General features: G+C 65.3%; 12 protein-coding genes. 5 read left to right on the forward strand and 7 right to left on the reverse strand.

Features of this window, described 5'->3' with window-relative positions; genetic code table 11:
• Both KY501_RS42340 and fusA read right to left on the reverse strand, forming a co-directional pair.
• Complete coding sequence (locus KY501_RS42340) at positions 1 to 1,479, reverse strand: DEAD/DEAH box helicase (RefSeq protein WP_224369814.1); 1,479 nt, start codon at positions 1,477 to 1,479, stop codon at positions 1 to 3.
• A 120-nt stretch (positions 1,480 to 1,599) separates the two neighbouring features.
• Complete coding sequence (gene fusA / locus KY501_RS42345) at positions 1,600 to 3,714, reverse strand: elongation factor G (protein WP_224369816.1); 2,115 nt, start codon at positions 3,712 to 3,714, stop codon at positions 1,600 to 1,602.
• A gap of 212 nt (positions 3,715 to 3,926) precedes the next feature.
• On the opposite strand from fusA, the gene KY501_RS42350 reads away from it, so the two are divergent.
• A complete protein-coding gene (locus KY501_RS42350) occupies positions 3,927 to 4,289 on the forward strand; it encodes a nuclear transport factor 2 family protein (protein WP_224369818.1) in 363 nt (120 codons plus the stop codon).
• A 412-nt stretch (positions 4,290 to 4,701) separates the two neighbouring features.
• Here KY501_RS42350 and KY501_RS42355 read toward each other — a convergent pair whose 3' ends face one another.
• The 4 genes from KY501_RS42355 to KY501_RS42370 form a co-directional block, all read right to left on the reverse strand.
• Positions 4,702 to 5,376 carry a hypothetical protein gene (locus tag KY501_RS42355; RefSeq protein WP_224369820.1) on the reverse strand — a complete coding sequence of 225 codons (675 nt, stop codon included), beginning with the start codon at positions 5,374 to 5,376 and terminating at the stop codon, positions 4,702 to 4,704.
• Positions 5,377 to 5,408: 32 nt separating this feature from the next.
• The gene (locus KY501_RS42360; protein WP_224369822.1) at positions 5,409 to 6,401 is read right to left on the reverse strand and encodes a poly(ADP-ribose) glycohydrolase; all 993 of its coding nucleotides are present in this window, start codon (positions 6,399 to 6,401) and stop codon (positions 5,409 to 5,411) included.
• A 244-nt stretch (positions 6,402 to 6,645) separates the two neighbouring features.
• On the reverse strand, positions 6,646 to 7,191 hold the full coding sequence (locus tag KY501_RS42365; protein ID WP_224369824.1) for a hypothetical protein: 546 nt from the start codon (positions 7,189 to 7,191) through the stop codon (positions 6,646 to 6,648).
• Positions 7,191 to 7,922 (reverse strand): hypothetical protein, encoded by a 732-nt coding sequence (locus KY501_RS42370; protein WP_224369826.1) that lies wholly within the window; start codon positions 7,920 to 7,922, stop codon positions 7,191 to 7,193. The genes KY501_RS42365 and KY501_RS42370 overlap by 1 nt, the downstream gene beginning before the upstream one ends.
• 191 nt (positions 7,923 to 8,113) lie before the next feature.
• Here KY501_RS42370 and KY501_RS42375 point away from each other — a divergent pair, with 191 nt between their 5' ends.
• The 4 genes from KY501_RS42375 to KY501_RS42390 all read left to right on the forward strand — a co-directional run bounded on the left by KY501_RS42375 (position 8,114) and on the right by KY501_RS42390 (position 12,221).
• A complete protein-coding gene (locus tag KY501_RS42375; RefSeq protein WP_224369828.1) occupies positions 8,114 to 8,470 on the forward strand; it encodes a hypothetical protein in 357 nt (118 codons plus the stop codon).
• Positions 8,471 to 8,582: 112 nt separating this feature from the next.
• The gene (locus KY501_RS42380; protein ID WP_224369830.1) at positions 8,583 to 9,608 is read left to right on the forward strand and encodes a hypothetical protein; all 1,026 of its coding nucleotides are present in this window, start codon (positions 8,583 to 8,585) and stop codon (positions 9,606 to 9,608) included.
• 86 nt (positions 9,609 to 9,694) lie between these two features.
• Positions 9,695 to 11,764 carry a lipoxygenase family protein gene (locus KY501_RS42385; protein WP_224369832.1) on the forward strand — a complete coding sequence of 690 codons (2,070 nt, stop codon included), beginning with the start codon at positions 9,695 to 9,697 and terminating at the stop codon, positions 11,762 to 11,764.
• Positions 11,765 to 11,879: 115 nt separating this feature from the next.
• Positions 11,880 to 12,221 (forward strand): hypothetical protein, encoded by a 342-nt coding sequence (locus KY501_RS42390; protein WP_224369834.1) that lies wholly within the window; start codon positions 11,880 to 11,882, stop codon positions 12,219 to 12,221.
• A 107-nt stretch (positions 12,222 to 12,328) separates the two neighbouring features.
• On the opposite strand, the gene KY501_RS42395 is transcribed toward KY501_RS42390, so the two are convergent.
• Positions 12,329 to 13,120 carry a DNA alkylation repair protein gene (locus KY501_RS42395; RefSeq protein WP_224369836.1) on the reverse strand — a complete coding sequence of 264 codons (792 nt, stop codon included), beginning with the start codon at positions 13,118 to 13,120 and terminating at the stop codon, positions 12,329 to 12,331.
• Positions 13,121 to 13,178: the final 58 nt, after the last annotated feature.

Consider the following 13,178-nt stretch of genomic DNA (forward strand, 5'->3'; position numbering starts at 1 on the left):
TCAGAGCCACTTCGGAGCGTTGCGAACCGGAGGCGGCGCCGGCCGGGAAGCCGGAGCGCCCTGCGCCTGTGCCTGGCCCGAGGAAGGCCGTCCCTCGGAGCTCCGGTGCTGGCCGCCGCCCTGGGACTGCCGGGAGCCGCCCTGGCCCCCCGGACGCCCTTGGCCTCGCCTCCGGCCGCGTCCCTCTCGACGAGGGCCGTGCGCCTGGGCGCCGCCCCCACGGGACTCACCGCCGCGCTGGCCTCCGGGGTGCCGCTGGCCGCCCCCGTGGCGCTGACCACCGCCCTGAGCCTGTCCGGCCTGGGCTGAGTCTAGCGAGGTGGGTGCCGGAGCCGAGGAGCCCGAGCGGAACGGGTGGTCGCCCACCACCGGCACATTCCGCCGGATGGTGCGCTCGATGTCCTTCAGGTACGCGCGCTCCTCCATGTCGCAGAAGGAGAGCGCCGTGCCCGCCGCGCCCGCGCGGCCCGTGCGGCCGATGCGGTGCACGTAGGACTCGGGGATGTTGGGCAGATCGAAGTTGATGACGTGGGTGATGCCCTCGATGTCGATGCCCCGCGCCGCGATGTCCGTGGCCACCAGCACCCGGCAGCTTCCGTCCTTGAACGCGTCCAGCGCCCGCTCGCGGGCATTCTGGCTCTTGTTGCCGTGGATGGCCTCGGCGGTGATGCGCGCAGCCATGAGCTGCTTCGTCACGCGGTTGGCGCCGTGCTTCGTGCGAGTGAACACCAGCGCGCGGCGGATGCTCGTGTCGCCCAGCAGGTGCACCAGCAGGTGGCGCTTCTGCTCGCGCTCCACGAAGTACAGCTTCTGCTCCACCTTCTCCGCCGTGGTGGACTGCGGCACCACCTCCACCTTGGCCGGATCCTTCAGCAGGCTCTTCGAGAGCGCCTGGATCTCCGGAGGCATCGTCGCGGAGAAGAACAGCGTCTGCCGCTTCTGCGGCAGCTGGGCGATGACGCGCTTCACGTCATGGATGAACCCCATGTCCAGCATGCGGTCCGCCTCGTCCAGCACGAACACTTCGAGCGCCTTGTACGAGACGAACCCCTGGCTCATCAGATCCAGCAAGCGCCCGGGGGTGGCCACCAGCACGTCCACGCCGCGGCGCAGCGTCTGCTCCTGCGCGTTCTGCCCGACACCGCCGAACACCACCGCCCACGTCAGCTTCGTGTGGCGCCCGTAGGCCTGGAAGCTCTCGACGATCTGGCTGGCCAGCTCGCGAGTGGGGGTGAGGATCAGCGCGCGGATGGGGCGGCCGTTCGCCGCAGGCGCTGCACGGCCCGTGGAGAGCCGGTGAAGGATGGGGAGCGCGAACGCCGCCGTCTTGCCCGTGCCCGTCTGGGCGCAGCCCAGCACGTCACGGCCCTCCAGCGCGGGAGGAATCGCCTGCTGCTGGATGGGGGTGGGGGTGTTGTAGCCCTCTTCCTTCACTGCGCGGAGCAGGGGCTCCGCCAACTTCAATTCTTCGAACGTCATGTTTTCCTGTCGCGGGTGGCGGGCACCCGCACAGGCGGAGCCGGAAAAAGGGAGAGGGCGCCTCCACCCGCGAGGCGCCCTCCCGCGACTGCTTGGATGATTCGTGTCAGCCAGCGCGGACTACTTGCGCGCGGCCTGCTCGGCGGCCAGCTTCTCGCGGTAGGCCGCCATCAGCGCCTCGCCCTCGGCCTTCGGTACGGGCGAGTACTTCGCGAACTCCATGGTGAACTCACCCTTGCCCTGGGTCGCCGAGCGCAGGTCCGTGGAGTAACCGAACATGGTGTTCAGCGGCACCTCGGCCACGGCCACCAGGTAGCCCTCGCGGTTCTCGGTGCTGAGGATGGTGCCGCGGCGCTGGTTCAGCTGACCCACCACCGAGCCCTGGAAGTCCTCCGGGGCCTGCACTTCCACCTTCATGACGGGCTCGAGGATGATCGGCTTGGCGGCCGCGTAACCCTCACGGAAGCCCATGATGGCGGCGGTCTTGAAGGCCTGCTCGCTCGAGTCCACCGCGTGGAACGCGCCGTCGTTGATGACCACGCGCACGCCCACCACGGGGAAGCCGATGAGGTTGCCCTTCTTGATGGCCTCCTGGAAGCCCTTGTCGCACGCGGGGATGAACTCGCGGGGGATGGAGCCGCCGACGATGTCATCCACGAACTCGTACTGCTGCACGGCGTCGGCCGGCAGGGGCTCGACGTAGCCGCACACGCGGGCGAACTGACCGGAACCACCGGTCTGCTTCTTGTGCGTGTAGGCGAACTCGCCCTTCTGGCTGATCGTCTCGCGGTAGGCCACCTGCGGCTTGCCGGCGATCACCTCGCAGTTGTACTCGCGCTTCATGCGCTCGATGTAGATCTCCAGGTGCAGCTCGCCCATGCCGCTGATGATCGTCTGGGCGCTCTCCTCGTCGCGGTGCACGCGGAAGGTGGGGTCCTCCTTGGTGAACCGGTTGAGGGCCTTGGAGAAGTTGGCCGTGCTGGTGCGCTCCTTCGGAGACACCGCGAGCGAGATGACGGCGTCCGGCACGTGCATGGACGTCATCGTGTACTGCACTTCGCCGTCGGTGAACGTGTCGCCGGAGGCACACTCCACGCCGAACAGGGCGATGATGTCACCGGCCTGTCCCTCGTTGATGTCGTTCATCTCGTTGGAGTGCATGCGCACGATACGAGGAACCTTGACCTTCTTCTGGTTCGACTGGTTGATGATGAAGTCGCCCTTGGCCACGCGGCCCTGGTAGACGCGCATGTACGTCAGCTGACCGTAGCGCCCATCCTCCAGCTTGAACGCCAGGCCCACGAAGGGCTTGGTCGGATCGGACTCGAGGACGACCTGGGCCTCGTTGTTCTTCTGGTCCAGGGCGATGTTGGTGGCTTCCTTCGGGTTGGGAAGGTAGCCGGTCACCGCGTCCAGCAGCAGCTGCACGCCCTTGTTCTTGTAGGCCGAACCGCACATGACCGGCGTCATCTTCAGGGCGATGGTCGCCCGGCGGACGGCGGCGCGGATCTGCTCCTCGGTGATGGCGGCGTCGGCGAGGAACAGCTCGCCGAGCTGATCATCCACCTCGGCCACGCCCTCGATCAGCTCCTGGCGGCGCGTCTTGGCCTCGTCCAGCATGTCCGCGGGGATGGCCTCCTCGCGGATGATCTCGCCGTTCTCACCATCGAAGTAGAAGGCCTTCATGCTGACGAGATCGATCAGGCCCTGGAAGCGGTCCTCGGCGCCGATCGGGAACTGGAGCTTCACCGGGTGGTGGTGCAGCTTCTCCTTCAGCTGCGCGGCCACGCGATCATAGTTGGCGCCAGCGCGGTCCATCTTGTTAACGAACGCGATGCGCGGAACCTTGTAGCGCTTCATCTGCCGGTCCACGGTGATGGACTGGGACTGCACGCCGGACACGGAGCACAGCACGAGGATGGCGCCGTCGAGCACGCGGAGCGCACGCTCCACCTCGATGGTGAAGTCCACGTGTCCCGGGGTGTCGATCAGGTTGATGTTGTAGTCGCCCCACATGGCGTACGTGGCGGCGGACTGGATGGTGATGCCCTTCTCGCGCTCGAGATCCATCGAGTCCATCTTCGCGCCGACGCCGTCCTTGCCACGGACCTCATGGATCTCGTGGATGCGGCCCGTGTAATAGAGGATGCGCTCGGAGAGCGTCGTCTTGCCCGAGTCGATGTGGGCGGAGATGCCGATGTTGCGAATCTTTTCGATGGGTACGTTGGAGGCCACGATCCGGTCCTTCTGTTCTTGAAAAACGCCTGGGGGAACAGGGCAGGCGGGGCCTCTACTTCCCACAGGTTGAACTTTCCAGCCAAATCCGCATCTCGATGGGGGCACACGTACCCCCACCTCCGCCTACCGATCAGGCCTGTACCTTTATATAGAGGAGGCCCGGCGGTTGCAGCGCGGGGCCCTGTCTTCTGATTTCGAGGGATTGAACCATGAGTGCGAGCGAAAACTTCTCGGTGGCACGGGCCTGGCTGCGTGCTTTCAACGCGCATGATGTGGAGGTGCTAGTGGCGCTCTACGCGGAGGACTGCACCCACACCTCGCCGAAGATCCGGGTGTTGCACCCGGAGACGGGCGGCAAGCTGGTGGGCAAGCAGGCGTTGGCGAAGTGGTGGAGGGAGGCGATCGCCCGGCTGCCCGGCCTGCGCTACGAGGAGACGGCGCTCACGGCCAATGAGGACCGGGTCTTCATGGAGTACGTGCGGCACGCGCCCAATGAGGCGCCCATGCCAGTGGCGGAGGTGCTGGAGGTGAAGGGCGGGAAGATCGTCGCCTCGCGCGTGTACCACGGCTGAGCGGGCGGTTTGCCGCCTGCTCGCCGGGCCCGATCACGGACTACCGCCACCTGCGGGGGCTCCTTCGCCTTCCGCTTTACTCGGCGGCAGCACCATAGGTGCAGAACGTTTCCTCGCAGAGAAGACGGGCTTCTTCGCAAGTCGCCTGAGCCTCGGGAGTGGTGGCGCGCGACATACACCGCACGTAAAGCCACGGGCAGTCGGAACAGGCCATCGCCGTCACGTCACCCGCTGCACCGTCCTCCTGCGCAGGCTGAGTCTCCGCACCCGTGTCGACACCGCCGCACGCTGCCAGCAGTCCAGCGATCAGCAGCGCTCCAAGACTTCTCCGCATGTGTCCTCCTGGTAGTGAAGACTTGCGAGGATATCGCAGAAGAGGGCTTCGCAGAGCCCTCGAGCGAAAGGCGGGGCCTCAGAGGCGCCAGTCCGGGAAGTGCAGCTGGAGGTAGGCCTCGTAGGATCGGATCTCTGCCTGCGAGAGGTAGGCGGAATAGCACCGCACCTGGTGTCTCCAATATTCGAGCGCCCGTGCATACCTGTCTTCCCACCCCAGGCGTCGAATCCACTCCTCCATCCGCTCCAGCTCTTCGAGCATCTCCCCGCACTGCTCGATGCTCGCTCCGTTCATCCCGTACAAGACGCCCATGGGCAGCTCGTGCATCGCATGGTGGAACCACCCCGCGAGGTGCTCCACGAGGGGAGCCATGACCCGGACGTCACCAGGGTTCCACTCATCCGCCTTCCTCAACATGGCCAAAGGGCTCTGTGCCTCCGGAGGCAGGCTCGCCCAGAGCCTGGTCGCGCCGCTGTAGCGATTCATCAGCCATGCAAACCACCGGGCGGCATTCGCATCGCGCCGGGAGTACCTCCGCAGCAAGACGGGACAGATGAGGTCGCGCAGCAGCGGGTAGCGCATCTGCGGAATGCCGAACTCGGGTGGCACGGGATTCCTGTCGATGACCTCTTCGCAGACCGACGCGACCCACTGGTCCCTCCAGTCCTCCGGGTATTGGCGAAGGGAGGCCGCGAGCTCTTCAGCCGCCTGGAGTGCCTCATGCCGTCGACCGCGGGCCTCCAGGGCCAGCATGCGCTCCCATCGCTGTTGGTCCTCTGGCGCCATCAATTCCCGTCGCTCACGCCCCATTCGTAGTCAAGGTCCGCGATGCGCTCAATGAGTTCAGCGAGCGCTTCGCCAGGAGCGCCCGCTGCGATGACCGCATCGAGGTCTTTGGAACCAGTGCGAAAGGCGGCTTGGCCTGCGTCGTCGAAGGTGTAGAACCGAAGGTGGTCGACGCCGGCGAGCCGCGCCGCGAGCAGTTGGAGCAGCGTCATCGCGTGGCGGTTGCCGCCAAACGCACCGCAACCCCAGAACCCGGTACGGATTTCGACAGCTTGACCGGGCCACCGCTGCTGGGATTCTGCAACGGCGGCAGCGAAGCCCGTGTACGCGGTGGTGAGGATCTGCTCGAGCTGTCGGCGGAAATACGGTCCACGTCCGCCAGCGGGGGCTGCGATGGCGATGAGGTTGCTTCGGGTGGGAGGCTGCAGCACCTGCACTGCGGCACGAACCACCTTGGGCGAGGCCTCGGCGAACCGGTTGCCGTAGAGGCCGAGTGGGCGGCCCGCGGCACTGTCCGGAGCCGTCGCGATGGAGCAGCGTCGCTCGGCCCCCAGGACCAGGACCGGAGATGCCTCACCATTGACCTCTGTCTTTGCCGGGAGTCCTTCCGCAAGCAGTGCCTCCCGCAGTGCCCCGAGTACGGGGTGCTCAGCGGCCTGCAGTTCATCCTGGGCGAGCAGCGCCGAGCCGTAGGCGACGAAGAGCTGAGGGTCGGCGAAGTTCACGTGCCACACCCCGGCGTCGTCCCCGTTGTAGTCGTAGGTCCCGGGCACCGCGAGGCTCTTCGTTGGGGCGAGCGCGACGGTCGTGGGCAAGGGCGCGGCGCGCCACCGGGTGAGGACAATGCGTCCCGAGTGGACGGCACCGGGTGGGCAGGTCAACTCGAACAGCAGTTGCTTGTGCGGATGACGCAGGACGGGTGGATGCGCCTTGAGCAGGGCAGCGGGCTCGTACTCGCGGCGGAGCAGGCAGGTGGGGAGCGGAGTTCCCATTCTCGCCATCATGGTGTTGATAGTACACTATGTCAAGCCACTGCTGCCACTTATGCTCGCTGCCAGTTTGGGAAGCGGCGGGACGCCAACTCACAGCCGCATCCGGAGACGCGCCGCCGAAAGTGCGGGATGTCGATCGCAGAGGACGAGATCGCCCGGGTTATTGCAATGCCTTGAGTCGTGTCGGTTCGAGGCGTGACCTCGTTGGACGAGCCGCAGGCAGGCCGATCATTGGCGTGCTCTTTCATGGTTGCGGCGTACCTGCATCGGGCGAAGGGATGCCGGCATCGGCAGATACAGGGAAACCGACCCGCGCATCCGGAGGGACGGTCACGTCGATTGCTGCGCCCCCTCCATCGAGGATGATTGGCGTGGTTCCGCCGTCTGGCGGTGCATTCAGGTCCGGCTCCCCGTCGAGCAGTCGGCGGAGGATGCGACCGTCGCCACTGATCGCATACCTGACTCCTGAGTCGACCGAGTGGTACGCGCGACCGCAATAAGCGGGATCCTGCACGATAGCTACGTAGATGGTTTCACCGCGCCGGACAGCGTAATACCTGTGCGCCTCCGGCGTATCGATACAGGCGCGTGGAGTTTCCCTGGCGGAGAAGAAATCGTCAGCGGCGACTTTGAGCGCCCTGAGCATTGCTCCATCGATGGGTGCACCCTCGAAGATGGCGTCGTAGCTGAGCATCTGGAGGCTGGAATCCTCAGGCTGAAACCAGTCCCGAGAGTGAATGCACCCTAGAACCATGACGATGGGCAGAAACAGGAGGCTTTTCGCCTTCATTATTGCCGCTCCTCAATGGGCAGGATGCTTGGATTTCCCTCATCGGACCAGGTGACACGAGCGACGGCTTTTTTCGTCAGGTGTTCATTGTCGACCGTGTATCTCAGGATTTCGTCGCTCTGGGCCGGCACGTAATGATAAAAGCCTGCGCACTCTGGTTGCCCGCCCTGTTCTTTACCAATGAACGCAACGATGCTCATCGATGTTTGTTGTCCTCGAAACCGCGTCGTGATGCCGTGGATATGCGCCATATCGGCAATGGCATAGAGGTCATTGAACGAGAGGTTCTCGCCTGCAGCGTGATTGTGGAGCATCACGAGGTAAACCATGGTGGCTTCTGGATGGCGTCCATCGGCGACTTGGGCCGGCAAGTCACACCGCCGCTTGGACGGGTCGTCCTGAACGGGGCTCGTTGCCATCAGGCTCATATCTACATGCTCACCATCGACGGAATACAGCCATGCACAATATTCGCTCGCTGTTTTCCAGTATACGCTGAAGTTCTGATGGGTTCTCGGGACCGGAATCAGTGCGTGCGGCTGTCTCATGATGATCGGGCAGGCGGCGAGAATGGCTTCTCCGACGGTCGCGAACGGTCCGAAGTTTGGCAAGGGGCCCGGAACGCTCGTCAGCGTTTCTCCAAGCTTGGGATGGACGACATGCGGATTCGGAGTTGGCGCCGCACATTCGACGAGGAGAACGCTCAGGCCGATGAGGAGGCTGGCTCGCATGCACTCTCGTGTCATGACGGCGACCTCGCCTCGATCAGTGCGGGTACACGGCCTACTGCGCTACGAGGTAGGTGCAAGATGCCTTCGGTGGTCGACACCCGTCCCAAGATACTACACCCGGAAGGCCCTCCCAATATGAGTGTGACGGCTCGGCCGACTGTGCGCGGGGCGTGGGACAGGGAGGAGATATTGTGAAGGACTGGCGTCCCAAGCTTGCTGCCATTGATGATCCGATCGCGGACGACTACTGGTCCTACGAGACCCGTGATGGGACACGGCGAACTTCCCGAGTCACGATTGGCCGCCCCGCGCCCCTTGCGGACAATCGAGACTGGTACTGCCCGATCCTCTTCGAGCACGTGACGGAGGGCATTCATTACTCCTATGGGGTGGGGCCCGTGGACGCTCTGATGAACGCCATGTACTTTGTGAGAAGGCGCTTCTACGCGTTCAAGGAAGTACGGCCTCGGGCGAAGCCCACGACAGGTTCCAGGCGCCGCAAGGCGTCGCAGCGCGGCGAGTCAGCGCGCTCGAAGACCCAGAAGTAGAAGCAATCTGCCGGAAATGCAGGGCCTGTTCGATGTCCAGAGTGCCGCGCCGGGCTGCTATATGGACAGTGAGGTCTCAGTGCAGGCGGGCGCACCTACCAGGCGAGCCGAGATGACGACCCTCATTCCCGAGAAGAACAAGCGGCCCGGTGTGTACTACGCGGTCACGGACGACGGCCTCGAGGTCCCCGTCATCGACGTGACGCACCCGGCGTTCGACGCGAAGCTCGATGACGCGGCGATTGCCGCCATGCTCGAGAAGTTCAAGCGGGACGAGCAGCGCCGAGCCAAGGTCCCCAAGCCTCTGCAGCGCCTGTTGCTGAGACTCGTGGCAGGCCGGTCGGTGCTGGGACGTGGGCTGATGGCGGGAGCGGGTGGGGTGCTGGGTGGGATGACGATGTATCTGGGCAAGCTCGGCCCCGAGAACCTGGGCCGGGGATGGGCCAGAGGCGTGGACCGGCAGATCGCCGCCGCCGCGCCAACGATGTTGGCACGCCTTCGCTTGGAGGACATGGCCCGCCTCCTCGCCGAGGGGCTTGCTCCCGTGCTGAGCGCTCGTCCGCAGCGCCCGCTCCACCTCTTCAACATCGCCGGGGGGCCTGCGGCAGACAGCTGGAACGCGCTGTTGCTGCTGCGCAAGGATTACCCCCAGACCTTGTCCAGACGGCGGATCTCCATCCACGTGTTGGACCCCGACGAGAGCGGGCCCGCCTTCGGAGCCCGTGCCATCGCCGCGCTCCGTGCCGAGGGCGGCCCGCTGCGCGAACTGGACGTGAGCTTCCGGCGCGTGCACTACGACTGGCGCGACGTGGAGCCGTTGCGCAAGCTGCTGCGAGACTCGGAGCTTGGGGACGCGGTAGTGGGCTGCTCGTCCGAGGGAGGGCTGTTCGAGTACGGCTCGGACGAGGAGATCGTCACCCATCTCGAGGCCCTTCGCCTTGGCACGCCGGGGGACTCCCTCGTGGTGGGCTCGGTGACGCGCGGCGATGGCCCCACGAAGTTCGCGCAGGAGTTCACCATACGCCCGCGCACGCTCGAGGCATTCCGTGCGCTCGTACTGCGTGCCAGATGGGAGGTGGCGAAGGTCATCACTCGCCCTTTCAGCTACAACGTGAGCCTGCGGCGCATAAGCGGATGAACCGCGCGGAACCTGAATGTGTTCACACCGAGCCCAAGTATGGCTAGAAGGAGCGTGCCACCCGCCATCCTTCCAGGGAGCTGTCCATGAGCCTGTTCTCTTCTCCCGTCCTGCCTCAGAACGACACGCCGGAAAACCGCGCGATTCGTGCGCAGACGTTGGCCCAGAAGCAGACCCAGTACGTATATGACTATCCGGCCATCGTCGCCAAGCTGCCCATGGCGGCGACGCCCATCCCCGTGGACATCTCGCTCAACTGGGCCCTCCAGATCGCTGAGACGGCCATTCTGTTGGGGGAGAACTTCGTGGATGTGCTGCTCCCCAACCTCTTCAGCTTCGATGTGCAGATCCCCGTCAAGCTCGGCCAGGGGAACTCGAGCGCGACCACGACCGCCATCTACACCGAGGCCGCTCCCCCGGAGGCGAGCGTGTTCGATGCCGCGCTGAAGAACCGGGATCTCGACAAGCGAGACATCGTGGCCTTCCAGTCGCTGCTCAGCGATGCGCGCAAGGATCTGGCGGGGCTTGCCCAGAACGCGCATGCGCGCAAGGTCACCCGCCCGCCCCAGGGCTCGTCGGCTGGCCATGAGGTGCTCGACAGGCTCGTGCAAGCAGGGGAGTCGGTGCTCGACAAGGCCATCGGGAAGGATGCCAAGAGCATCGAGTCCTGGTTGTCCCAGTTGCTCAGGTCCGTGCTCGATTTCGTGCTGACGAAGGCGGGGCTCTACGGGCGTGCCACGGATCTTCAGGACTACGACGCGCAGTTCCGTAAGGTGGTGCTGCCGTGGACCGCGGGCGTGTACCTCACGGACGAGGCGTTCGCCGCGCTGCGTGTCGCCGGCCCCAACGCGGGCATCCTCCAGCGGGCGACGCTCGCGGATCTCTCGGGTCTGCTGCCCTCGGATGAGCTGTTCCAGCGCGTCACGGGAGAGGCCGGATGGACGCGCCAGCAGGCCGTGGAAGCCGGGCACTTGTACCTCGTGGACTACAAGGCGCTCGCGCAGTTGGTACCGGGCACTACGCCCCAGCAGAAGTATGTGTTCGCCCCCAAGGCTCTCTTCTATGTGCCGCGCCTGGGCGGGGGGCGGGGCTCGCTGCGCCCTGTGTCCATCCAGATCGGGCAGGACGCGAACAGCCCCGTCTTCTACCCGGACGGAGGGCTCGCGTGGACGCTCGCCAAGACGTGCGTCAACATCGCGGATGGGAACTACCACGAGCTCATCAGCCACCTGGGGCTCACGCACCTGCTCACCGAACCGTTCGTGCTCACCACGGAGCGGCAGTTGGATCCACAGCATCCGCTCTACGTGCTGCTCACCCCGCACTTCGCGGGCACGTTGTTCATCAACTACAGCGCGCAGACCTCGCTCATCACTCCGGGGGGGCCGGTGGACCAGCTCCTTGCGGGCACCATCGAGTCGTCCAACGTGGTGGCCGCCACCGCCGTGAAGGCGGTGCGCTACAACGAGTCGTTCTTCCCCGAGAAGCTCGTCCGCCAGGGCATCGCCTCACCGGAGGACCTGCCCGACTACCCCTACCGGGATGATGCGCTGGCCCTCTGGAATGCCATCCACGGCTGGGTGTCGGATTACACCGCGCTCTACTACTCCGGGGACGCGGACGTGGTGGGCGACTACGAGCTGCAGGCCTGGGTGCAGGAACTGGTGAGCGCGGGGCACCTGCAGGACATCGGCGAGGGAGGGGCCGACAAGACGCCGTGCATCGCCACACTCGACTACCTGAGGAAGCTGCTCACCCAGGTCATCTTTACCGCGAGCGTCGAGCACGCGGCGGTGAACTTCCCGCAGCGCACCGCGATGAGCTTCACGCCGGCCATTCCGCTCGCCGGCTACGCACCCTTCCCGGGCTCGAGCGCCTCGGGGGCCGAGGCGACGCAGTTGTTGGATCTGCTGCCTCCGCTCAACCAGTCCATCCTCCAGCAGGCGGTGCTGGCGGGCCTGGGCAACGTTTACTTCACGGTGCTTGGCCAGTACGGAGGCCAGTTGTCCGACCCCCGGGCGCTCCTGGTGCTGGGCAAGTTCCAGTGCGCGCTACAGGCCATCGAGAAGCACATCCAGGCGGCCAACACCTTGGGGAAGCGCACGCTCTACGCAACGCTCCTACCTTCAGCCATTCCCCAGAGCATCAACATCTGACATAGCCCTGTCTGTCGTTACTGCGGTAAACCTTGTTCAGGTAGCTTTTGAAGCGCCCACCATTCACCCCACAGCTTCCATATACCCATATGGAAGCTTTTCAACGGAGAGGTCGATGTCCAAGAAGACGATCATCACCCTGGGAGTGGCCATGGCTGTTGGAAGCGCGGCGGGTATCATGACGGCGCCGAGGCAAGCGCTTGCGGAGCCCCCCATCGAAGGGGGTGGAGAGTGCCTCCAGAGCCCTCCGAATCCGACCAATATTCGTTGGTACTCGGACGCAACCTTCACCTCGGAGACTGGGTTCCGTGCGGAGTACTGCTGCGTGGGAGAGACCTTCACGTGGGGCACCCAGACCGCGTACAAGAAGGTGTGGCACTTCGAGAGCTGTCCCTCGGAGGAGTCCGATTACACCTTGCAGTGCTTCGTCAGTAACGTCGAGGTGACTTGTCCGTAGCCTTGCCCACACGCTGTACGAGTCCTCTTGCCTGTCACGGATTGGCAGGCAGGAGGCTCAAACACCTGATGCGTGTTTGTTCTGTCACAATGGGAAGGCGCGCGATGTCAACGCGCCCGCTTCGAGGCAGAAGGCCTCTTCCCGGTGCTCTTCTTCCTGACCGGAGCGGCCTTCGCCTTTGCGGTCGCCTCCATCGCCTTGCGTGCCGCGGTCTTCTCGCCTCGACGCAGCGCGAGCGACGCCGCGATCCACTCCGGCGCATAGCTCGACGTGCAGCCCTTTGGAACTGGTCGAGGGTCCCATCGGCCGAGGCGCTCACCGATGGCGATGGCCTCCGGGGTGTACTCGGGTAGGTGGATGCCGATCCAGACGAGGCAGAAGTTGATGCCCTCTTTTACCCGGTAGGGTGCGGGCGGCAACTCACGCTCGATTCGCGCGAGCGTTGCGCGGACGTTGAGCTCCTTCGCGAGCCCGCGCGCGATGCGCCCGGCGAGGATCTTCCACCCGGCGCGGCGGGGAAGCTCCTTGCTGCCGTCCATCCACCGCACCTGCAGCGCCTCGGCGATGGGCGCATGTACGAGCACGCGTCCGACGAGCTCGTCGACCAGGGTCGGGTTCGAGAGCGGCTCGAGGAGAGCGCGCGCCTCCTTCTCGGTGAGCGCCGCGGGATCGAGCAGCATGCACGCGAGGATGCGTGCCTCGTGGTTGCCCGTCGCCCACAGTTCCAGGCCGAGCCCGTGGTTCGTCCCGAGCGACTCTGCGAGGCCGCGGATCTTGCCGAGCAGCACGCCGAAGACGTTCTCGCCCGAGCCATCGCGCACGTAGCGCTGGCGCACCTTCTCGTCGCCCTGTGCCTCGAGCTGCTTCATGACCTGGGGCACCGTCATCGTTTTCGGCATGCGAGTCTCCTCGAGTGCAGTCTCTTACCCCCCCGACCCAACGTTGCTCCAGGGGAGA

The organism is Hyalangium versicolor, assembly GCF_020103695.1.
GTDB classification, from domain to species: Bacteria; Myxococcota; Myxococcia; order Myxococcales; family Myxococcaceae; genus Hyalangium; species Hyalangium versicolor.